Consider the following 21,136-nt stretch of genomic DNA (forward strand, 5'->3'; position numbering starts at 1 on the left):
GGACAGCGCACGTTTATCGCCGGGTTTCATCACGGGTCTGCCGAGTGCAACCCGCATCGCAAACCCGATTGGTCCTGCATCCGCCCGGCTTGAAAGGTGAGGCCTGTGTCCAACAGCAACCAGATGTTCCTTGAGATGTTCTCTGATCGCGAGCGCATCGCGCACTACGCCAACGGCCCTCGGCGCTTCACACCCGGGATCGACGCGGTGCACCGCATGACCGGGATCCTGCTGGCCGAGCATGCGCCCGCCGATGCCCATGTTCTGGTGCTTGGTGCCGGTGGCGGGCTCGAGCTGAAGGCCTTGGCTCACGCGCAGGCCGGGTGGCATTTTACGGGCATCGATCCGGCCGGCCCGATGCTCGACCTGGCGCGCACGATAATGGGCAAGGATGCCGATCGTGCTGACCTGATCGAGGGCTATATCGACGCTGCGCCCGCTGGTCCATTTGACGCGGCGACCTGCCTCCTCACGCTTCATTTTCTCGATCGCGATGAACGCTTGCGCACATTGAGCGAGATGCATCGGCGCATGAAGTCGGGTGCCCCGCTGGTCGTGGTACATTCGAGCTTTCCGCAGGACGAGCCATCCCGCGCGCGCTGGCTCTCACGCTATGCCGCGTACGCTGTCGCGTCCGGAGCCGATCCGGCCCAGACCGAACAGGCACGCGCTGCTGTGGCGGCAAGCTTGGCGCTGCTCACGCCGGAGGAAGACGAGGCTTGCTTGCGCAATGCCGGCTTCCACGGCGTGGAGCTATTCTATGCTGCCTTCACTTGGCGAGGCTGGGTGGCCTGCGCTTAACGCATCGGCTTGGGCAAATTACGCCGGTCGCTTTTCTCCTGGATCTCGGAAGTCGCGAATGTCCCAGCTTCCTGCGACAGCCAAATAGCGCCAATGGGCAATTAGCGGCTCGTCCGCTGGCGAACGAATGACGGAGAGATCTACCGCCCGCAGGAGAAGGTTCAACGAGACACTTTTAAGCGAGACCGCCTCATCGATGCCTGCGGAGAGGTCGCCGTCCCGCCAGCAGATGGGACGCAAGCCGGGAGGCAGCTTTAGTGACGATAACGCGAAAAGTTGTCATTCGGCGCTTCTACGGCACACCGAAATGCACTTGGGTGCCCCTTATCAAGAAGAAGTGTAGCAAACTCAATGACTAAGATCGCGCTCTATGGGATTTCACAGTGTGACACGGTTCGCAAGGCGCGGCAGTGGCTCGACCAGCGGGGTGTCGCGTACATGTTCCACGACTACAAGAAGGAAGGCGCCGACCCGGTAAGGCTGCGTGCGTGGGTGGAGGCAGAAAGCTGGGAGGCGATCCTCAACCGACGTGGTACGACGTACAGGAAGCTGCCGGAAAGCCTGAAGGCGGACCTCGACGCGGAGAAGGCGATCCTGCTGATGGAAGCGCATCCCTCGGCGATCAAGCGCCCAGTGGTTGAGTATCCCGAAGGCCTGCTGGTCGGCTTCAACCCGGACGAGTGGAAAGCCGCGCTGGATTAATCGCGCTTCACCGTAACGATGTAGTTCAGCGACAGATCGCCCGTCAGGCGCAGGCCGTGGACCGGCGAAAAGCCGATCCCGCGAGGCGCGCCCATCGTCAGTCCCGCGGCGGAAAGCAGCTGGCGCAGTTCTTCCGGTGTGACGAAATCGTCCCAGTCGTGGGTTCCATGCGGAACCGCCCCTATTGCCTCGGCTGCGCCCACCAGCAGCAAGCGGGAGGCGGCGGTGCGATTCGGCGTCGACAGCACCATCAGTCCGTCCGGGGCCAACCGCAGGGCCAGTTCGTGGACGAAAGCGCCCTTGTCCGCCACGTGCTCGATCACTTCCATCGCGGTGACAAGGTCGAACCGGCCAGCGTCCATCGTCCCAAGCTCGCCGGCGCGATAGGCGATATCCAGCCCCATGCCTTGCGCGTGCAGGGCGGCTGCCTCGATGTTCGCCGGGGCGGCATCCACGCCGGTGACTTCCGCGCCGAGTCGGGCGAGCGGCTCGCACAAGAGGCCGGCGCCGCAGCCGACATCCAGCGCACGCTTCCCGGCGAGCGGCTTCATGGTGCGGATATCCTGCGCCCAATGCGCGTCGATCGCATGGCGAATGAATTCCAGCCGAACCGGGTTCAGGCGGTGGAGCATGGCCGATCGGCCCTTGGGATCCCACCAGTCGCTCGCGAGCTTGCCGAAATGTGCGGCTTCTTCCGGGCGGATGGTTACAGATGTGACGGTTGCATCGGGCATGCCCCATCCCTAACAGCGCGCGGGACCTGATTCCAGCAGCGGAGCACGCCTTGGCCCGTATCGTAATGAAATTCGGCGGCACATCGATGGCCGGGACCGAGCGTATTCGCCGGGTGGCCAATCTTGTCCGCAAGCAGCAGGCTCGCGGCCACGAAGTCGCCGTGGTCGTCAGCGCCATGGCGGGCGAAACCGATCGCCTGGTCAACTTCTGCCGCGAGGCCAACCCGCTCTACGACCCTGCGGAATACGACGTCGTGGTGGCGAGCGGGGAGCAGGTCACCAGCGGGCTGCTGGCGCTCACTCTTCAGGCGATGGGCTGCAAGGCTCGCAGCTGGCTTGGCTGGCAGCTTCCGATTCGTACCGCAGAGGCCCATTCCAAGGCGCGAGTCGAGACGATCGACGCCGAGGCGCTGATCGCTGCGATGCAGGGTGGAGAGGTTGCCGTTCTTCCCGGATTCCAGGGCCTGAGCGCCGAGGGCCGGGTGACCACGCTCGGTCGCGGAGGGTCGGATACGTCGGCAGTTGCTGTTGCGGCGGCGGTCCATGCGGATCGGTGCGACATCTACACCGATGTCGACGGCGTCTACACGACCGACCCGCGGATCGTCGCGCGCGCGCGCAAGCTGAAGTACGTGACGTACGAGGAAATGCTCGAACTCGCGTCGGTTGGGGCGAAGGTTCTGCAAACCCGCTCGGTCAGCCTGGCGATGAAGGAACACGTCAGGGTGCAGGTGCTGTCATCGTTCCTGGGGGACGATGCCCCCCCGGCCGACGACCTGCCCGGAACGATGATCGTCTCCGATGAGGAGATGGACAAGATAACAGAGGATCAGGATATGGAACGCCAGCTGGTCACCGGCATTGCGCACGACAAGAACGAGGCGCGGATCGTGCTTACCCGCGTACCAGACAGGCCGGGCGCGGTCAGCCACATCTTCTCGCCGCTTGCCGATGCCTCGATCAATGTCGACATGATCATCCAGAACGTGGGGCGCGACAAGGGAGAGACCGACGTCACCTTCACCGTGCCGCAGGCGGACCTCGCTCGTGCGCAGGCGCTGCTGGAAGCCAAGCGGGGCGAAATCGGGTTCAACCGGATCATCACCGACGCCAAGGTCGCCAAAATCAGCGTCGTCGGCGTCGGGATGAAGAGCCATGCAGGCGTTGCCGCCACGATGTTCAAGGCGATGGCCGACCGTGGGATCAACGTCCAGGCGATCTCGACATCCGAGATCAAGGTATCCGTGCTGATCGACGAGGATGAGACCGAACTGGCCGTTCGGGTGCTGCACACCGCCTACGGGCTTGATGCGGAAGACGAAGCCGCCTGAGGCGAGGGGGCCTGGAATAGGGGCGGCTGCGGGCCTTCCTCTCAACAAAGCGTGAAACAACAGGGCGGACCGGTGGAAACCGGCCCGCCCTGTTTCATGTGTAGGAGACAGAGCCTGAATTAAGCCCGGCCCGGTGATCGCGAAGAATCGCGATCACCATGACCAATTGCGCCGGCAAGACCCAGAACCCGGCCACGAGCCCGTAGATGCTCGGGATGTAATGAGGGAATATCTGCTGTGCCGCCATCGTGCAGACCGCGATCGTCACGAACCCGGCGTACCAGATGGGCCAGTAGGAATTGGACCGCGCCACTATCCAGAGTGCTGTCCCCAACACGCAAGCATCGATCAAAAGCCCGCAAACCGCGAAAGCCGGCCTGTCGAGGGTAAAGGTCGCGACAAGCGTCAGAAGCGCTGATGCCAGCATGACGTGGACGAATACACGCGCGTCGCGATCCCCATACACCAAGACGAGGGCATACGTGGCCAGCATGAAAAGCCAGAAGATTGCAGCTGAAAGCACGTAGTCACCCCCCGACCAGTTAACCCGCGTGAACCCGCGTTTGCTTCTTGGTCATGTTCTCGACCCCGGCGGGGCAGCCGTAGGACACCGTCTTCAGGTTGCTCTGCGACTGGATGCGGGACAGTTCGCGCAGGGCAGCGATCATGTCGGAGCGCGTGGCGACAAGACCGTTCATGCCGCTGGCCAGCTTTTCCAGCAGGCCCTGCGTCGCGCCCATCGGCAAGCGCGCTTCCATCGCCGCCTCCATGATGTTTGAGCACATGCGCGACTGCAGCGTGACTGCGGTATCCAGCGCCTTGACGGATGCTTGGGTGTCGCCTGCAATCACCGCGCCGATCGTTTCCTTGATCTCATGCATCATGTGACTTCCTCCGTTCAGCGGGCTGTTGAGCTACAAGCCCGCCTGATGAAGCCTGTATGCGATTCTTTTGGTGTGTAGGAAAGCGAAAAAACACCATAACGGTTAATTAACCAAAATGGACTGGTGATGGCGGTTACCGATCTGCCGTTCGCGAGTCGTGCCCATCCCCGCTCTGGCTCGGCCATTGCTTAGGGCGCGACAAGCTGGATGATCCCGGCAATCGTCAGGGCCAGCATGGCCATGACCATCACGCCGAGAATCGCGATCTGAAAGACCTGCACGTAACGGTGTGTAACGGGCGTCCGGTTGAGCTTTCCGCCCAGGGGGGGGCAGTGCCCAGTTTCGGCGTTCCGGAACCGACTCGTCCTTCTGGGGTTGGACTCGAACGGACCTAGCCGCTTCGGCGCGGGAGGTCGCCCCGAGCCGCTCCATCGCCGCGGCGATGTGGTTGTCGACCGTCGACGGGCTGAGGCCAAGCGCCCGGCCAATCTCCTTGGACGTGTGGTTCTGCGCGACAAGTTCAAGGCATTGCCGCTGGCGCTCGCTCAGTTTCGCGGCGCGGGTATCTGCGTCAGAGCCAATGGTCATGATGGATCGAGATTGTCCGATTCGACAGCAGCTTAGCCCGCTCACCAGGCCATCTCCAGTTTCCTAGGTAGTTACCTAGCCGTGTCAATGGTACGCACCAGGCGATAGACTAGGGCCTCATCCCCAGTGTCATTCCGGCGCCGGACCAGCCAGTCCTGTTTTTGCGAACAAGGCGGATTGGCCCTAGCTCCGGAGGGTTCGCGGCGGCGGGGGCGTCGCTGCGAACTGCTATCAGTCGGGTTTCACGACCCCACCCGCCGTAACCCATCGCAAGAAGTCGACGTAGTGACACGCATCGTTTAGCCCGGACGGGCGGCCGCCAAGGGGCGGTCGCCCTTCGCGGCCCCAACGGGAGCAGCCGTTACCTCTTTAATCGTATTATCAGCTGCTCCGCAGCATCGCGGGCCAGAACAGAGGCTCGCGCAGAATTGCTCGTTCGATCCAGACCGCGGCTGGCAGGGCTCGGTTCGGCCGCCAGTGCCGGCGTCTCCACTTGCTCAAGGCGGCCCGCTGTCGCGCGCCCGAGTGGCTACTCAAGCGGGAGCCGACTGGCCGGCGATCAGCCGAAACAGGCTGTCCAGCCGCCCTGCTCGTCCTCCACAGTACTTAGCACTGCCGTTTTCCGGTGAGAGAGCGTGGGAGGAGTGCCGGCCCTCCGTATCTGCGGCGTCCGGTGTCTAGTTGCGTCCGAGGCCCTCTCACCAGTGGAACCTCTCCCTCGGCCTCACCGCCACCCGGTTCGTGCCGACTCGCGAGCCGAATGATGTAAACCGATATGGTACATGAAGAGGTGCACCGGTGCGCATCAATGGTGCCAATGTGGTGATATCGGCTCAACCGACCGTTCCAGAAGGGGTGACGGTTTCCTCCATCGCACCTGGGGATCGAACTTCTCGGAGCGACAACTGTCCTGCGGAGCATCCTCCAGCGCTTTGGCACGACATCTCGTTGTAAGTCACCCGTGTCGAGCAACTCAAGCGTCCGATCTGGGGCATAATGGACCGTGCGGATGTCCTGCCGGTTGGCCATGACGCCAGGAAAGGCCATGGACCCAAGGCTACTGCGGATATTCTCGGGCTGGTTTCGCCCGGCTTGCGCCGTTCCACTCAATCCGCGCCTTGCCGCTCCGCTCGGGCTTTCCTAAAGCCCCGGCGCCGTAGGCGTTCCGCAACAGAAAGAAACTCATGTCAAAATACCCCAAGACCAAGGGCCTGATGGGCCGCGGCAGCGAATTCCTTGGCAGCGAATACGCGATCCTGGGCGGCGCGATGAGCTGGGTTTCGGAACGCAATCTCGTTTCGGCGATCAGCAACGCGGGTGGATTTGGCGTGATCGCCTGCGGTGCAATGACGCCCGATCTGCTCGACGCGGAGATCGCCGGCACCAAGGCGCTGACGGACAAGCCCTTTGGCGTCAACCTCATCACCATGCACCCGCAGCTGGTGGATCTGATCGCCGTATGCGGGAAACACGGCGTCGGCCATGTCGTACTGGCGGGAGGAATTCCTCCCAAGGGCAGCGTGGAAGCGATCAAGGCCTTCGGTGCCAAGGTCATCGTGTTCGCCCCGACCCTGGCACTGGCGAAGAAGCTGCTTCGCTCGGGCGGGGATGCGCTGGTGATCGAGGGGATGGAAGCGGGTGGTCACATCGGTCCCGTTTCCACCAGCGTGCTTGCGCAGGAGTTTTTGCCGGTTCTGTCCGAAGACCACCTGGTGTTCGTCGCCGGCGGGATTGGCCGGGGCGAGGCCATGGCCGGCTACCTGGAGATGGGCGCGGTCGGAGTGCAGCTTGGCACTCGGTTCGTCTGCGCGAGCGAGAGCATCGCTCATCCCAATTTCAAGAAAGCGTTCTTCCGGGCCGGCGCCCGGGATGCGGTGGCAAGCGTTCAGGTCGATGCCCGCCTGCCGGTAATCCCGGTTCGCGCCCTGAAGAACAAGGGCACCGAAGCCTTCACCGCCAAGCAACGCGAGGTTGCGCAACTGCTCGACGAGGGGGCCGTGGAAATGGCTGAGGCGCAGCTGCAGATCGAACACTACTGGGCCGGCGCCCTGCGCCGCGCCGCGATCGACGGCGATATCGAGAACGGATCCCTGATGGCTGGCCAGTCGGTCGGCATGGTGACGAAGGAAGAGCCGATAGCCGAGATCGTCGATCATCTGATGGCGGAAAGCGAAGCCGCGCTGGGACGGCGGTAACCCGCCTCCGCACGATCCGATCGCACGCGTCCCAAGCGCCTCCGAAATCGGGGCAGCGGGACCGTGCCCGTGAGGTCGGCCCGCTGCCCTGCCGCCGGCCTGGGCCTATGCCGCCAGGCTGAGCATGATCTGCAGGGTTTGCTCGGGCTGGTCACCCATCACGAAGTGACTCGCCTTCGACTCGTGGTATTCCCAGGCGGAATGATTGCGCACCTGATCGCGGAAACGCGCGAACGGGGTGGGCTGCCAGTCGGTAGCGAAGACATAGACGTGGCGATTGATCTTCGCTTCTTCCCCGGTGAACCGGACCGCCTCGGTAAGCGTCAGCAGCGGATGGCGCCCGATCTCACCCGCCACTGGCTGAAAATCGACTGAGCCGATCGGGGCAACAAGCCCGGGGGTGAACTTCTGGCTGTCGATGTACCAGGCGTGCTCGAAGTCGCCGGTCACGTCCCACAGGGACTGGCCATCGCCGGGCAGGAACGCATCGATGTAGACGATCGTGTCGATCCGGGCTCCCAGACGAGTGGCAACGCCGGTGATCACCATTCCGCCGTAGGAATGGCCGGCAAGGATGAAGCGGTCGTACCCGGCTTCTTCGATCTGCCGACAAACATCGTCGACGTGATCGGTCAGCGTGATTCCCGGGGCGAGTTCTCCCGATCGCGTGCCCAATCCGGTCAATTCCGGCACCAGCACGACGTGACCCGCTTCGCGCAGATCGGCCGCAAGACGATCGTAGCTTCGTCCGCCGCCCCAGGCGCCGTGGACCAGAACATAGTTCGCCATTCCATCTCTCCTGTTTTTGTTGGTTCCTAAAGCAAATGGCCCATGAACCCGCCTTGGGTCCATGGGCCATTTCGCGTTGCTGTCCGGGACCTGCGTGGCAGGCCCCGGTGCTATCCGGCTTTAGCGACCGGTGCGCCAGCCCGACTGATAGGTGTTGCGCACGACCTGGGCATAGGGGACCGGCGAGACGACCGCCCGAACCTCGATCTGCTTGTGCGGCTCGACCGTGGTCTTTTCGGTGCCGCCGTCCGGCTCACCCCAGACTACGCGGAGTTCGGTGCCTTCGGGGATCTCGTGGTCAACGGTGGCAAGGCTCAGCGCCTTCTTCTCGTTGTACGAATAACCGGTGAACAGCGACAGGCCGACCGTGGTGCCGCCAGCGTCCACGACCTTGTCGTAGTTGCTGTTGGCGTAGTTGGCGAGCGGCAGGTCGAAGAACTTGTACTGCTCACCTTCCGGATCGAACAGCGAGCCCATGATCTTCTTCATGTCGTCCGCGTTCCACTCGAGCGTCACCTTCTTGCGCTGCTCTTCCGGGTTGATCTCCTTCAGCGCGTCGGCGCCGATGAAGTCATGGTCGAACTTCACGAAGGGACCGTAGCCGAGCTCCCACGGGTTGAGGTAGTAATCCTCGATCGTGTCGCCGACGAACGAGCCGCCGATCGCGCCGGTCGCTTCGTAGCTGTCCGCACCGAGCCACTTGCGGTAATCTTCCAGCTTGTCGCCGGTGTAGATCGCCGGCAGCGGGGAAGGGATCCAGCCGGATTCAAGCGTGTTGGACGGATAAGCGCGCGAACCGACCGGGACCAGGCCGAACTCTTCGCCTGCCTTCAGGATCTCGTCGCGGATGTAGTCCTGCTCTTCGTACGGACCCCAGATCTCGAGACCCGGCGAACCGGCCATGCCGTGGCGCAGGGTGCGCACGGTCTTGTTGCCGATCTTCATGGTGCCCATGTTGAAGAAGCGCATCTTGTCGAGCTTCTCGCCGTTGAGCTTTTCGATCACGTCCCACGCGCGCGGGCCCTGGATCTGGAAGCGCCAGCTGATGCGCTCCACCGGCTTGCCCATCGGGCGGCTGGGCGAACGCGGATCGTTGACGATCTCGACGTCGTACTTGCCCTTTTCCGCCTGGAAGCGGAGCCAGTTGGCGGCCGGCGCGCGGCCGACGTAAACGAATTCCTGCTCTTCCTGCCAGAAGATGATGCCGTCGCCGATCACGTGGCCATACGGGGTGGTCGGGACGTACTGCTTCGCCTTGCCGACTTCCCAGCCCTTGGGCGAGTTGATCATCGTGTCGGTCAGGAGCTTGAGCGCATCCTTGCCGCGGATGTAGAGGTCGAACATGTGGTGCGACTGATCGAACAGGACGGCGCTGTGCTGCCAGGCCCACTGTTCGGAACGCCAGTTGGAGAATTCCGGCGCGACGACCGGGTACACGTAGGCCCCGATCTGCGAGTTGCGAAGCATCTTGACGATGTCAGGATGCTGCTCGAGCTTTTGTTCAAGATTCTGTGCAGCCATGAAGCATTCCTCTCGGTTGTGAAAGAATCATATACGCGAAAAAAATTTGGTATGTGAGACATACAATATCGCGGGCTAGCCGCAAGGGCTAAGGCGCAACGGGTAAGGAGTGGAGCTATGCAAGTCGAGTCCCTGGACCACGTGAACATCATCACCGATCGGCTGGATGAGACAGCCCGGTTCTATTCCACGCTGCTCGGCCTCGAACGCCGCGACGCACCGCCGCCCCTGACCCCGCAGAACGCCACCTGGATGTTCGATTCCCACGGCCGGGCGATTATTCACATCAACTCGCTGGATTGCCCGCGCGCCTATGATCGGGACATCACGCCGGGCGCGCTGACCGGCGCGCTGCACCATGTCGCGCTGAAGTGCGAAGGGTACGAGGACACGATCGCCAGGCTCGACGAGATGGGCGCCGACTACCAGACCAATCTGGTGGAGGCGATCAACCTGCGGCAGATATTCACTGCCGATCCCAACAACGTGCTGCTGGAACTGAACTTCTTCGCGGGGTGAAAACCGCTACGGGGAGTGCCCGCCGCCGCCTGCGCGGGCACTCCCCGGTGCAAACAGCGGCTGGACCGGGCTCTCAGAGCGCGAGAAGCTGCCCTGAAGAGGCATCGTAGCGCACGGCAGTCGCTTGCCCGTTTTCATCGATCGAAACCAGCGGAGCGCTGTGAACCTGGGCGTGCCCCGAACGGATGTTGGCCTCGATGGTCCGGATGGCGGACGGCAGGTCCGTGAAGTCCGCTCCATCGACGGCGGAGAGGCCATACTTCCACCATTCAAGCGCCAGCAGGGCCTCCACGATATCGGGCGCGAAGCGATACCGGATGATCTTTGCAGGAGTGCCGCCGACGATGGCATAAGGCGGCACATCGCGCGTGACCACTGCCCGGGCGGCTATCACTGCACCATCCCCGATGGTCACCCCCCGGCGGATGAATGCGCCTTCGCCGATCCAGACATCGCTTCCGATGCGGATCTTGTCGATGCGGCCGGCCATGGATGAGGTGAGCGCCCGTGCCGCCTTGTGCATCATCGCGCGATTTGCCTGGTGGAACTCCGAGTTTTCCCCCGAGCGGCTTCCGGGGATGGCCGAGCCGGTGAACAAGGGTGCGGCCGAAAGAAAGTCGGTCGGGTGCTCGACTTGTCCGCTTACCACGTTGCTGGCGATCGCACAGAACCGGCCAATGGAAGCGACGTGCCGGATCAGTGTCTCGCGACCGCCGAGATAGGAGAAGGCGCCGATGAAATCGATGTCGTAGACGCCCTTTCTGACGCTGACGTTCGCTTCCACCAGCATGGCCTTGGGACTGGCGAAACCGATTCCGGCCTCAGGATCGATATCGACCTGATGCGCGCGGCAACTCGCAATCGTATCGGGAGAAAGGGTATAGCGCACCATCGGCCTTGTTCCGTCTGCCTCTGCGCCTCATTATAGAACTCGCTCCTGCACCGGGCGAACGCCCGCGCGGGAAACGTCGGGTTCCCGCAGGGAAGTGGGTCTGCTTGTCCTCAAACAGGGGCGCTAGACCGGGGCGGTGCCCGCCGTCGTGGTGCGGTACATCTCGCGCCGGAAGCCGTCGTAGTCGTTCGGACCCAGGTGCAGGGTCGCGCGGTTGTCCCACATCGCGACCATGCCGGCTTCCCAGCGGAGCCGGAACGTGAAGGCGTGCTGGGTGATATGGCGGCGGAGGAAGTCGATGATCGGCCAGCTTTCCTCCTGCGTCATTCCCCCGATCCCGATGGCGTAGACTTCATCGAGGTAAAGCGCTTCCTCCTCCGTTTCCGGATGCCTGCGCACCAGCGGATGAAGGCGGCCTTCCAGCGCCTCGTCCTTCTGCTGGTCGCTGGAAAACGGCAGCGCCTTTCCGGCCAGCTTCGCTTGCGTCGCGTAGTTCGCCGCCGCCGACATGTGCACCTTCAGCGGACGCAGCATGTCCTGGTAAACCGGACTGAGGAAGCGGAACGCCAGCGCAGTGTTCGCCCACACCGTGTCCCCGCCGTAGGGCGGGATGTCCACCGCGCGCAGCATGGTCACGGAAGGCGGCTCCGCCAGAAACGGGGAGTCGGTGTGCCAGCCGCTGCCGAACACCGCCTTGGACGTGTGATTCGCTTCCTTGATGATGGGATGCACGTTGCGGTGCCCGCCCGTCCCTTGGGTGTAGGCATCGATCGCGAAGGGGCCAAGCCGGGCGGCGAACGCCTCGTGCTCCGCATGGGTCAGGTTCTGGTGCCGCAGGAACAGCACCTTGTGCCGCCACAAGGCATCCTGGAACTCGGCAAAGGCCTCATCCGACAAGTCGGGCAGGCGCACCCCGGCGACTTCCGCACCCAGCGCGGCCGCTGCGGGCTGCACCTCGATATGCCGGTAGTCCCGAGCGGAATTGTCGAATGTGCCGGACGGGCTGACTCGCGCTTCCATCAGCATCAGCGTTCTCCTTCAAAGGCGACTATACACACAGCCGCTCCGGGAGGAACACGCTGCCCGGCAGAAGGCGGACGTACTCGCCTCACCTTCTGCCGGTCACGCTCTTCGCCCGTCAGGCGGAAACCACCTCGATCACCGTCTTGGCGAAGCTCTCCGGTCCCCACGCATGGGCATAGGCGTCCTTCGCTTGTTCGAAGCCGAAGCGCTTGCCGATCAGCGGCTCGATGCCGTTGGCGTCGATCGCTGCATTGAGCCGATCCGCCATCGCGGCCGAGCCGACGAAGATTCCGCGCATGATCCCCCCGGTCATCATCAGCCCGCGCGGGTTCGGCCCGCCTTCCGGGGCGAGCACGCCGATCAGCGCGACTTCGCCCGAAGTGCGCAGTGCGGCCATCGATTGTTCCGCCGTGCCCGCACCGCCGACTTCAACCACCTTGTCCACTCCGCCGAGGTGCTGGGCAATGAACGGGCCCCATTCGGCCGTGGTCTTGTAGTTGACCGTGTGCGCAGCGCCGAGCGCCTTGATCCGTTCCAGCTTTTCATCGGAAGACGATGTCGCGATCACCTCGCATCCGCTGGCGCGGGCGATCTGGAGCGCCAGCATCGACACCCCGCCGGACCCGAGCACCAGCACCCGTTCCCCGGCCTTTACCGGGCGCGGCCCTTCGTGCAGCGCGTTCCAGGCGGTAACTCCGGCACACGGCAGGCAGGCAGCCTGCGCGTAATCGAGCGACTTCGCCATGTGGACCACGCCCGTTTCCGGCAGGACGACGAATTCGGCCAGCATTCCGGGGGAAGTGCCGTCGCCCAGCGCCGGCCCCATCTTCATCGGCCCGTCCTGCCATTGGAGGAAGAACGATCCCTGCACCCGGTCACCCGCGGCGAACCGCGTGACGCCGGGGCCCACGGCCACGACTTGCCCGGCGCCATCCGACAGCGGGATCGCCGATGCCTTGAGCGCGCCGCCGAAGTACTTGCCCGCGGCCACCGCGAAATCGCGGTAATTGATCGAACAGGCGTGGACCCGGATCAGCACTTCGCCTGGGCCGGGCTGCGGATCGGGCAGCTCCTTCAGCTCCAGCCGGTCAAACCCGTCGGAACCGGGGGGCAGCATCCATGCACGCATCGTTGTCTCTCCAAAAATCAGGTCAAAAAACTTAGGTGAGGTCCGTGAACGGATTGTACGCCACTTCCCACAAGTGGCCGTCGGGATCGGCGAAGTAGCCGGAATAACCGCCCCAGAACACGTCTTCCGGCGGTTTTACCGGACGCGCTCCGGCGGCAAGCGCTTCGGCGAAAGCCGCGTCGACGCCTTCCTTCGACGGTTCGTTGTGCGCCAGCGTAATACCGGAAAATCCGCTGCCGACCGGATCGATCCCGGCATCTTTCGCCAACTCCTCACGCGGGAACAGGGAAAGCCAGGCTCCTTCCAGCCGGAAGAACGCCACACCGGCATCTGGATCGTAATTCTCGGCCGGGAATCCCAGTCCATCCCGGTAAAACGCGACCGAACGGGCAAGGTCGGCCACGCCCAGAGTCACGAGGCCGATCTTCGGTTTCATCGCATGTGCCTCAGCTGTGCTCGCGGCCGTCGCCGCTCCAGGTCCGCAGACCCGGCTGGGTGCGGTCCTCGCCGGCAAGGGCTTGCTGCACCGCCGGGCGATCGCTGACCGCCTCACGCCAGCGGACGAGGTTGGGGAAGCGTTCATCCACCGAAAGGTTCGGGAACATCCGGTTCACCGACAAGCCGCAGTGGGCGTAGAAGTTGATGTCCGCCAGCGTGTAGGTCTCGCCCGCAAGATACGCCGTCTGTCCAAGCTGCGCCTCGATCTTGTTCAGCGCGTACTCGATCTTCTCCATCGCGTGGTCGAGATCCTTCTGCGCGAAGCCGGAACGCGCGGTCATCCACTTCTTGCGCTGGTCGGGCAGGGGGACGTGGCTCATCAATTCCTCGAACTTCCCGTCCTCGATGCTGCCGGCGATCACCCGGATCAGCCGGTGCCAGCCGTGCATGGAGACGTAGTTCATCACGTGCTCGTCAACGAATTTGTTCCAGTACCGCATCCGGGCGGCGCCAGCGGGATCGCGCGGGCGCAGCGGGCCGGAAGTGGGCTGAGCATCGGGGAAGACGTCTTCCAGGTATTCGTTGATCACCGTGGTGTGAGTGATGATCGTCCCGTCGTGGTCCAGCACGGGAACCTGCCCTTCCGGGTTGATTGCGACGAACCAGTCCTGGTGCTGTTCGAACTTGTGCAGGTCGACATAGACGGATTTGTAGTCCAGCCCCTTTTCCTTCAGGGGCAGCATCGACTTCAGCGAGTTCGCCATTGGTTCGGCGTGGTAGTATTTCAGGGCCATTTTCGCTCTCCCAAGCGGTGTTCTATCAGACTTCCAGCGTCTCCAGGACGCCGCCGTCCACCGCCCAATCCTGTCCGGTGACATGGCTCGCTGCATCGGACAGCAGGAAGGCGGCGACTTCTGCCAGTTCCTCAGGCGTTCCCATGTGCCGCATCGGGATGCGCTGCTCGATCTTGCCTTGCTGATCGGGCGGAATGCGATCGAGCGCTTCGGTCCGGATGAAACCGGGGATGATGCAGTTCGCCCGGATGCCCTGCGGCGCCATTTCGACCGCGATCGCACGAGTCAGCCCGAGCACGCCGTGCTTGGATGCGACATAGGCCGGGTTCATCGCCATGCCCCGCTTGCTGGCCATCGAGCCGGTGACGAGGATCGCGCCTTTCTTCGCCTCGATCATCGAGGGCAGGACCTTCTGGATCGCCCAGAACACAGATGTCAGGTTTACCCGGATCGTCTGCTCGAACACGTCGGCGGGAAATTCCACCGCCGGAGTGAAGCCGCCGGTCAGGCCTGCGTTGGCAAACAGGCCGGTGACGGGGCCGAACCGGGACGCAGCCTGATCCAGTGCATGCTCAAGCTCCGCCTTGTCGCCGACGTCGGCGACGAATCCCGCAGCCCTGTCCCCGATTTCACCCGCGACTTCGTCCAGTCTGTCCTTGCGGCGGGCGAGCAGCGAGATGTTCGCGCCGCGGCTGGCGAGGAGCTTTGCGGTGACAAGCCCGATCCCGCTGGAGGCCCCAGTGACGGCGATGTGTTGCCCGGTGAAATCCATCAGCTCTCCCTTTTCGTGACGAAATCCCGCCATGGCTTCACGGTCGGGTGGTCGGCAGCGTGCGGCGACCAGACGCGTTCCAGCAGCATTCGTGCCTGCGGCTCCGCCATATCGCAAGCCTGCGTGTGATAGCGGTAGAAGAAGGCCGAGACGCGAAAGTTCATGATGCAGTGGACATGCAGCGGCTCATCGTCCGCTTTCAGCGCCGCGACAAACGCGCGGTAGTGCTCCTCCCGCGGCGCATCATGCAGGACCGGAATATGCGTGTAGCGGATGCCGTAGGCGGCGAGTTTTCCGCCTTCATCGTCCAGCGCTTCGGGGTGGTTGGCGAGCGCGAGATTGATTACATGCCGCACCCCGGTGGCGGCAAGGCGCGCCAGGTCCTTGTCCTCCAGCCGGCCGGAGGTCGTGATCCGCGGGGACAGGCGCAGCCAGTTGCGGATGTCCTCGGGATCGGGCGGCACGTCGTCAGCTCAGTCCCAGCACCCGCGCCGCGTTGTCCTTCATGATCAGCGGCATGACTTCGTCCTTGAAGCCGACATCCTTGGCCGCGGCGATCCACTTGTCCGGGTGGATCAGCGGGAAGTCGCTGCCGAACAGCATCTTGTGCTTCAGCTGCGTGTTCGCATAGCGGATGATCTGCGGCTGGAAGTACTTCGGGCTCCAGCCGGACAAGTCCATGAAGACGTTGTCCTTGTGCAGCGCCATCGACAAGCTCTCGTCCACCCACGGCCAGCTGGGGTGAGCCAGGATGATCTTCATGTCGGGAAAATCCACCGCGACGTCGTCGATCAGCATCGGCTGGCCGTACTTCAGCCGCATGCCGCCGCCGCCGCGCATTCCCGTGCCCATGCCGGAATGGCCTGTGTGGAAGATCGCCGGCAGCTTGTACTCGTTGATGACCTCGTAGATCGGGTAGGCCATCTTGTCCGCAGGGTGGGCGTTCTGGGCAATGCCGTGGAACTTGAAGCCGCGGACGCCGTGGTTCTCGATCAGGTCGCGCGCCTCGCGCGCGCCATACTTGCCCTTGTGCGGATCGATGCTGGCAAACGCGAGGCAGATATCGTCGTTCTTCTGCGCGAAATCCGCGATTTCGTAGTTGGAGACGCGCTTGGCGCCCATGCCGCTTTCGGCATCGACCGTGAACAGGCACAGCGCGATGTTCGTCTCGCGGTAAAGCTCGATGATCTCGGGGATCTTGGGCCGTTCGCGCGGGGCCTTGAAGTAGGCGCTGGCGGCATCGAAGTACTGGCCCATGACCGGGTCTTCCGGATCGTGGCACGAGACTTCCGCGTGGACGTGGACGTCGATGGCACGGATCTTGTTCAGGTCGATGGGCATGGGCGCTCCGATAGATAGGCAGTGGCCCCTCCCGCATGCGGGAGGGGCCACTGGTCAGCCGCTTACAGCTGGATGATGACCGTCTTGGTTTCCTGATAGGCGTCAAGGCCGTGCAGACCCTGTTCGCGCCCGAGGCCGGATTCCTTGAAGCCGCCGAACGGCAGCGCCACGTCGATCATCGCGTGGCAGTTGCCCCACACGGTCCCGGCCTTCAGCTTGGCGGCAAGCTTGTGCATCGCCGCCACGTCGCGCGTCCAGATGCCGGCGGCAAGGCCGAAGCACGTGTCGTTCGCCGACTTGGCGACTTCGTCCAGATCGTCAAAGCGCTGGGCCACCACGACCGGGCCGAAGATTTCCTCGCGCACGACGCTCATCTGCGGGTTCACGTCGGCGAGGATCGTCGGGCTGACGTAATAGCCGCCATCGCTGGTCGGCGCGTCGCCGCCCATTACCACGCTGGCGCCGTCGCGCTTGCCCGCTTCGATGTAGCCCATGACGCGGTCATGCTGTTCCTTGGAAACGAGCGGCCCCATGTGGCCTTCCGGGTCCAGGCTGGCGCGCGGAGCCCAGAAGCTCGCGGTCTTGCTCATGCCTTCCAGCACGTCGTCGAAAACGTCCCTGTGGGCGTAGAGGCGCGATCCAGCGACACAGACCTGGCCCGAGTTGAAGAAGATCCCGCTCGCGACGCCGGGGGCAACTTCCTCTACATTCACGTCCGGCATCACCACGACCGGGCTCTTGCCGCCCAGTTCCAGCGTAACGCGCTTCATCGTATCGGTGGCGTTCTTGTTGATGATCTTGCCGATCTCGGTCGATCCGGTGAAGGCGATCTTGTCGACGTCCGGGTGCTTGACCATCCGGTCCCCGGCGGTGTGGCCGTTGCCGGTGATGATGTTGACGACGCCGGCCGGAACCCCGGCCTCGGCAATCAGGTCAGCCAGCTTCAGCGTGGTCAGGCTGGTCTGTTCCGCCGGCTTCAGCACGGTGGTGCATCCAGCTGCAATCGCGGGCGCGATCTTGAGGCAGGCCATCAGCAGCGGGAAGTTCCACGGCACGATCTGCGCGCAGACGCCGACCGGCTCCTTGGAGGTGTAGCCGAAGATCGAGCCTGTCGGCCGGGTGTAGGGATGCAGCGTCTGGCCGCCCGTCTTGCCGGCCCAACCCGCCATGAAGCGCAAGTGGCTGATCGCGCCGGGGATGTCGGCAACCATCGCCATGCCCTTGGGCTTGCCGTTGTCGATCGCTTCCAGTTCGGCCAGCAAGTCGGCGTTCTGTTCGACCAGGTCGGCAATGCGGAGGATGATCCGCTCCCGCTCCATGGGGGCCAGGCCGTACCAGCGGTTGTCGTCAAACGCAGCGCGCGCGGCGGCAACGGCGCGGTCCACGTCCTTGTCCGACGCATCGACGATCTGGCCGATGACCTTGCCGTTCGACGGGTCTTCGACGTCGATCGTCTGTCCGTGGGAGCTGTCTACCCACTCGTTGTTGATGAACAGCTGCGGCTTGCGCGCGAGGAAATCCTTCGCGGCCTGCGAATATTCCCGCTGGGTGCGGTCGATGGTGGTCATTTCATTCATGCCTAAGGCTCCTTTCCCGAGCGAATCCCTGTTTTGCCCCTGATTAGCAGATTGCGCCGGACGAACCACGGCGCCCGTTGATCGAGGCATCACTAACGATCGTTACAAACACCGTCCGCCGCTGTCGACTCCCATGCGAGGGAGCGCCCTTTACGGAAGACTGTCGTCAGCCAAGCCCTCTTTCCAGTTGTACCAGTTGTACCGATCAGCCCCAGCGGTTGATTTCCGGCCCCGGGGCGAACGCCTGCAGCGGATCGTCGGTTCGTGCCTGATCCAGTGCTGCGCGGACACTCGGGCGCGCCTCCGTGCGGGCGAGCCAGGCGCTGAGACCTTCCTTTGCGGCGAAGGAAGCAGCTTCGGTTTCCGCCAGCGGCCGCAACCACGCGAACGTCACCAGGTCGGCGATGGAAAATCCGCCGAACAGCCACGTGCGCCCATCGGCCAGCTGGTCCTCCACGCGCTCGCAGAACTGCGCCACCTTGCTCTTGCTATCGGCGAACTGGGCGGAATCGACGCGGTTCTCCCGCAGGTCCCGCCACCGCTCCCGCAGGTCGGCGCTCTCGATCTGGGCCGCGATCCTCTCGAACTCTGCCGCCTCCATTGCCGCCAGCCGGTCCTGTGCGTGAGTGAAGGTGCCTAGGCACGCCGACGCCGGGGCAAGCCGCTCGCTCGTCTGCCGACACCACATCGTCATCTGCCAGTGAACGTAAGGATCGGACGGCTGCAGCCCCGCGCCGCCCGCTTGCTCATCGAAGTACTGGGCCAGGAACACGGCGTCCGTGATCGCCTCGCCCTCGATCAGCAGCACCGGGCCTTCGCCCTCGACCGAGTGATCGAGCGCGAGCGGTTCCGAAACGTCCGGGATCGCGTAGCGCTCGCCGGCGAGCAGGTCGATCGATCGGGTCTCCAGCTGCAACCCGCTCTCGAACAAGGCGGCAAGGGCGATCAGCGAAGGCCCGGTCGGCTCCCCATGGTAGAGGATCGGAAGGGAAGGTCCGGGCATCAGTCGATCTCCTCGATCACCAGCCGGTAGCGCTTGGCCAGGTCGCCGCGGCCCATCGTCCACGTCTGCTGCACCGCAGGGCGGTGATAGACCCGCTTCAGCCACCGCATGATGTTCGGCGTCTTGTCCTTGCTGGCAAGGTCGGGGTGGGACACGGGCAAGGAATAGGTGGAGTTGAAGATGTTGATGTCGCCAAGCGAGTACGAGTCCGACCCGACGTAAGGGCGCTTGCCCAGTTCCTCCTCCAGCAAGTCGATCCCCAGCGCGACGCGGCGGCGGCTTTCGCCCAGTTCCTCTTCCGAAAATTCGCCAAACATGGCCTTGCGCCAGGCGCGGCGCCGCTCCGGCAAGGGGATGCGCGCGATCAGCGCCTCCAGTTCCTCGCGCGGGCGGTCGCGAACCATCGGGCCGACGAACGCACTCCATCCGAGCATGGAGAAACTGGGGCCGAGCCACTGGTCCATGAACTTCATCCACCAGCGGATGCGCCAGCGATCCCGCGCATCCTCCGGCATCAAGGCCGGGCCGTCGAATGCCTGGTCCACGTATTCCATGATCGCGGTACTTTCGGTCAGCACCCGCTCCCCGTGGATCATCGCCGGGATCGTCCCTTGCGGGTTGACCGCAAGGTATTCCGGCTTGTGCTGATCGAACTCCAGCATGTTGGTGTAGCGGCTGTCGAACGGGACGCCCTTTTCCATCAACGCCAGCATCGGCTTGCCGGAATTGGCGTTCGGCTCCCAGTGATAGAGTGTGACGTCGGCCATGATCTCTCCACCTCGGGCCGCTCTATCGGCGCCCTTTGCACAAGGCTTACGGGCGCGGCGTCAACCCGGTCAAGCGCCTTACAGGACGTACGCATAATTGCACGTTGCGGGTCGCGATTCTTTCGGCATAGTTGTCGGTCAGTCGAGCGCGAGCCCGCGTTAGGACCTTGTTTTGCTTCATCGCTGCCAAGACAGGATAATCATGAGCACCAAGCTACCTTCGCGCGCAGACCACGTTGGCTCCTTCCTCCGGCCCCGCAAAGTCCTCGATGGGCGGCAGGCCCTCGCCGACGGGCGGATCAGCGCGGAAGCCTTGCGCGAAATTGAAGACGAAGCCATCGCCGAACTGGCGCAATGGCAGGAAAGCCTGGGCCTGAAGGCGATCACCGACGGCGAGTTCCGCCGCTACTTCTTTCATACCGACTTCCTGCTCCAGCTGAACGGCGTGGAAGAGCACGGGGGGATCGAGAAGGCGTTCAAGAACGACACGGGGAAGGATGTCCACTTCGCGCCCCCGAAAATGGTGGTCAGCGGCGAGGTCGAGCACACGAACCCGATCCAGGTCCGTGACTTCGAATACCTCAAGTCCGTCGCCACGAAGATGCCGAAGGTGACGATCCCGTCACCCACCATGCTTCATTTCCGCGCAGGGCGGTCCGGCATTCCGGCAGAGGTCTATCCCGAAATGCAAGACTTCTACGCCGATGTTGCCGCCGCTTACCGGGCGGAAATCAAGGCGCTGACCGATGCCGGGTGCCGTTACGTGCAGATGGACGATACCAACCTTGCCTACTTGTGCGACGAAACGCATCGCGCCGATGCGCAGGCGCGCGGGGTCGATCCCGATGAAACGCCGCGCCAGTACGCAAAGCTGATCAACGACAGCTTCCGCGATGCACCGTCCGACATGCTGAAGGCGATCCACTTGTGCCGCGGCAACTTCCGGTCCAGCTGGGCGGCCGAAGGCGGATATGAGCCGGTGGCCGAGATCATGTTCAGCGAACTGGACGTGGACGCCTTCTTCCTGGAATACGACGATCCCCGCTCGGGTGATTTTGCCCCCTTGCGGTTCCTGCCCAAGGGCAAGACGGTCGTGCTCGGGCTCGTGACAACCAAGCTCGGCAAACTGGAAAGCAAGGACGATTTGAAGCGCCGGATCGATGCGGCGGCAAAGTACGCCGATCTGGACCAGCTGGCGCTGTCCCCGCAGTGCGGCTTTGCCTCCACCGTCCATGGTAACGACCTGACCACCGAGCAGCAGGCGAGCAAGATCCGCCTGGTGGTGGACGTGGCCCGCGAAGTCTGGGGCTGATCCACCGTACCGAAACGGAAGGGC

Annotated in this window: 22 protein-coding genes and 1 pseudogene; 6 read left to right on the plus strand and 17 right to left on the minus strand. The window is 63.6% G+C overall.

All coding sequences use genetic code 11. The features are described 5' to 3' along the window. Positions 1-105: 105 nt before the first annotated feature. The gene (locus tag ELY13_RS06190; RefSeq protein WP_241233567.1) at positions 106-801 is read left to right on the plus strand and encodes a class I SAM-dependent methyltransferase; all 696 of its coding nucleotides are present in this window, start codon (positions 106-108) and stop codon (positions 799-801) included. Positions 802-1,152: 351 nt separating this feature from the next. Then, positions 1,153-1,503, plus strand: a complete 351-nt coding sequence (locus ELY13_RS06195; protein ID WP_126173019.1) for an arsenate reductase — start codon at positions 1,153-1,155, stop codon at positions 1,501-1,503. Here the strand turns inward: ELY13_RS06195 and ubiG are convergent. Continuing rightward, complete coding sequence (gene ubiG / locus ELY13_RS06200) at positions 1,500-2,237, minus strand: bifunctional 2-polyprenyl-6-hydroxyphenol methylase/3-demethylubiquinol 3-O-methyltransferase UbiG (protein ID WP_126173020.1); 738 nt, start codon at positions 2,235-2,237, stop codon at positions 1,500-1,502. The genes ELY13_RS06195 and ubiG overlap by 4 nt on opposite strands. Before the next feature lie 50 nt (positions 2,238-2,287). Here ubiG and ELY13_RS06205 point away from each other — a divergent pair, with 50 nt between their 5' ends. After that, positions 2,288-3,568 carry an aspartate kinase gene (locus ELY13_RS06205; RefSeq protein ID WP_126173021.1) on the plus strand — a complete coding sequence of 427 codons (1,281 nt, stop codon included), beginning with the start codon at positions 2,288-2,290 and terminating at the stop codon, positions 3,566-3,568. A 94-nt stretch (positions 3,569-3,662) separates the two neighbouring features. On the opposite strand, the gene ELY13_RS06210 is transcribed toward ELY13_RS06205, so the two are convergent. From ELY13_RS06210 to ELY13_RS15645, 3 genes and pseudogenes are all read right to left on the minus strand, one after another. After that, on the minus strand, positions 3,663-4,091 hold the full coding sequence (locus ELY13_RS06210) for a hypothetical protein (protein WP_164549712.1): 429 nt from the start codon (positions 4,089-4,091) through the stop codon (positions 3,663-3,665). Between the two features lie 19 nt (positions 4,092-4,110). Next, positions 4,111-4,452, minus strand: coding sequence for a hypothetical protein (locus tag ELY13_RS06215; protein ID WP_126173023.1), 342 nt, complete (start codon positions 4,450-4,452; stop codon positions 4,111-4,113). Between the two features lie 399 nt (positions 4,453-4,851). Continuing rightward, positions 4,852-5,040 (minus strand): annotated as a pseudogene (locus ELY13_RS15645) (LuxR C-terminal-related transcriptional regulator); the annotation flags it as partial. A gap of 1,184 nt (positions 5,041-6,224) precedes the next feature. Here ELY13_RS15645 and ELY13_RS06225 point away from each other — a divergent pair. Then, complete coding sequence (locus tag ELY13_RS06225) at positions 6,225-7,235, plus strand: NAD(P)H-dependent flavin oxidoreductase (RefSeq protein ID WP_126173025.1); 1,011 nt, start codon at positions 6,225-6,227, stop codon at positions 7,233-7,235. A 105-nt stretch (positions 7,236-7,340) separates the two neighbouring features. Here ELY13_RS06225 and ELY13_RS06230 read toward each other — a convergent pair whose 3' ends face one another. Further along, a complete protein-coding gene (locus ELY13_RS06230) occupies positions 7,341-8,024 on the minus strand; it encodes an alpha/beta fold hydrolase (protein ID WP_164549713.1) in 684 nt (227 codons plus the stop codon). Positions 8,025-8,144: 120 nt separating this feature from the next. Then, positions 8,145-9,545, minus strand: coding sequence for a vanillate/3-O-methylgallate O-demethylase (gene ligM / locus ELY13_RS06235; RefSeq protein ID WP_126173027.1), 1,401 nt, complete (start codon positions 9,543-9,545; stop codon positions 8,145-8,147). 117 nt (positions 9,546-9,662) lie between these two features. Between ligM and ELY13_RS06240 the strand changes: the two genes are divergently transcribed. After that, positions 9,663-10,064 (plus strand): VOC family protein, encoded by a 402-nt coding sequence (locus tag ELY13_RS06240; RefSeq protein ID WP_126173028.1) that lies wholly within the window; start codon positions 9,663-9,665, stop codon positions 10,062-10,064. Between the two features lie 73 nt (positions 10,065-10,137). Here ELY13_RS06240 and ELY13_RS15555 read toward each other — a convergent pair whose 3' ends face one another. From ELY13_RS15555 to ELY13_RS06295, 11 genes are all read right to left on the minus strand, one after another. After that, a complete protein-coding gene (locus tag ELY13_RS15555) occupies positions 10,138-10,956 on the minus strand; it encodes a CatB-related O-acetyltransferase (protein ID WP_277600637.1) in 819 nt (272 codons plus the stop codon). Between the two features lie 123 nt (positions 10,957-11,079). Further along, a complete protein-coding gene (locus ELY13_RS06250; RefSeq protein ID WP_126173029.1) occupies positions 11,080-11,982 on the minus strand; it encodes a TauD/TfdA dioxygenase family protein in 903 nt (300 codons plus the stop codon). Between the two features lie 112 nt (positions 11,983-12,094). Next, a complete protein-coding gene (locus ELY13_RS06255; protein WP_126173030.1) occupies positions 12,095-13,108 on the minus strand; it encodes a zinc-dependent alcohol dehydrogenase family protein in 1,014 nt (337 codons plus the stop codon). Positions 13,109-13,139: 31 nt separating this feature from the next. Continuing rightward, on the minus strand, positions 13,140-13,544 hold the full coding sequence (locus ELY13_RS06260) for a VOC family protein (protein ID WP_126173031.1): 405 nt from the start codon (positions 13,542-13,544) through the stop codon (positions 13,140-13,142). 10 nt (positions 13,545-13,554) lie between these two features. Next, on the minus strand, positions 13,555-14,340 hold the full coding sequence (locus ELY13_RS06265; protein WP_164549714.1) for a glutathione S-transferase family protein: 786 nt from the start codon (positions 14,338-14,340) through the stop codon (positions 13,555-13,557). A gap of 25 nt (positions 14,341-14,365) precedes the next feature. Further along, positions 14,366-15,145 carry an SDR family NAD(P)-dependent oxidoreductase gene (locus ELY13_RS06270; RefSeq protein ID WP_241233568.1) on the minus strand — a complete coding sequence of 260 codons (780 nt, stop codon included), beginning with the start codon at positions 15,143-15,145 and terminating at the stop codon, positions 14,366-14,368. Beyond that, on the minus strand, positions 15,112-15,576 hold the full coding sequence (locus tag ELY13_RS06275) for a protein tyrosine phosphatase family protein (RefSeq protein ID WP_126173033.1): 465 nt from the start codon (positions 15,574-15,576) through the stop codon (positions 15,112-15,114). Before ELY13_RS06275 ends, ELY13_RS06270 begins: the two co-directional genes overlap by 34 nt. Before the next feature lie 4 nt (positions 15,577-15,580). Then, positions 15,581-16,453 (minus strand): amidohydrolase family protein, encoded by an 873-nt coding sequence (locus ELY13_RS06280; protein WP_126173034.1) that lies wholly within the window; start codon positions 16,451-16,453, stop codon positions 15,581-15,583. 62 nt (positions 16,454-16,515) lie between these two features. After that, complete coding sequence (locus ELY13_RS06285; RefSeq protein WP_126173035.1) at positions 16,516-18,030, minus strand: aldehyde dehydrogenase family protein; 1,515 nt, start codon at positions 18,028-18,030, stop codon at positions 16,516-16,518. Positions 18,031-18,235: 205 nt separating this feature from the next. Further along, on the minus strand, positions 18,236-19,033 hold the full coding sequence (locus ELY13_RS06290) for a glutathione S-transferase family protein (protein ID WP_126173036.1): 798 nt from the start codon (positions 19,031-19,033) through the stop codon (positions 18,236-18,238). Continuing rightward, positions 19,033-19,800, minus strand: a complete 768-nt coding sequence (locus tag ELY13_RS06295) for a glutathione S-transferase family protein (RefSeq protein WP_126173037.1) — start codon at positions 19,798-19,800, stop codon at positions 19,033-19,035. Before ELY13_RS06295 ends, ELY13_RS06290 begins: the two co-directional genes overlap by 1 nt. Positions 19,801-20,002: 202 nt before the next feature. Between ELY13_RS06295 and ELY13_RS06300 the strand changes: the two genes are divergently transcribed. Continuing rightward, positions 20,003-21,112: a 5-methyltetrahydropteroyltriglutamate--homocysteine S-methyltransferase gene (locus ELY13_RS06300; RefSeq protein WP_126173038.1), complete on the plus strand. Its 1,110-nt coding sequence runs from the start codon at positions 20,003-20,005 to the stop codon at positions 21,110-21,112. The last annotated feature ends 24 nt before the right edge of the window (positions 21,113-21,136 follow it).

Source organism: Altericroceibacterium xinjiangense (genome assembly GCF_003958635.1).
GTDB lineage: Bacteria > Pseudomonadota > Alphaproteobacteria > Sphingomonadales > Sphingomonadaceae > Altericroceibacterium_A > Altericroceibacterium_A xinjiangense.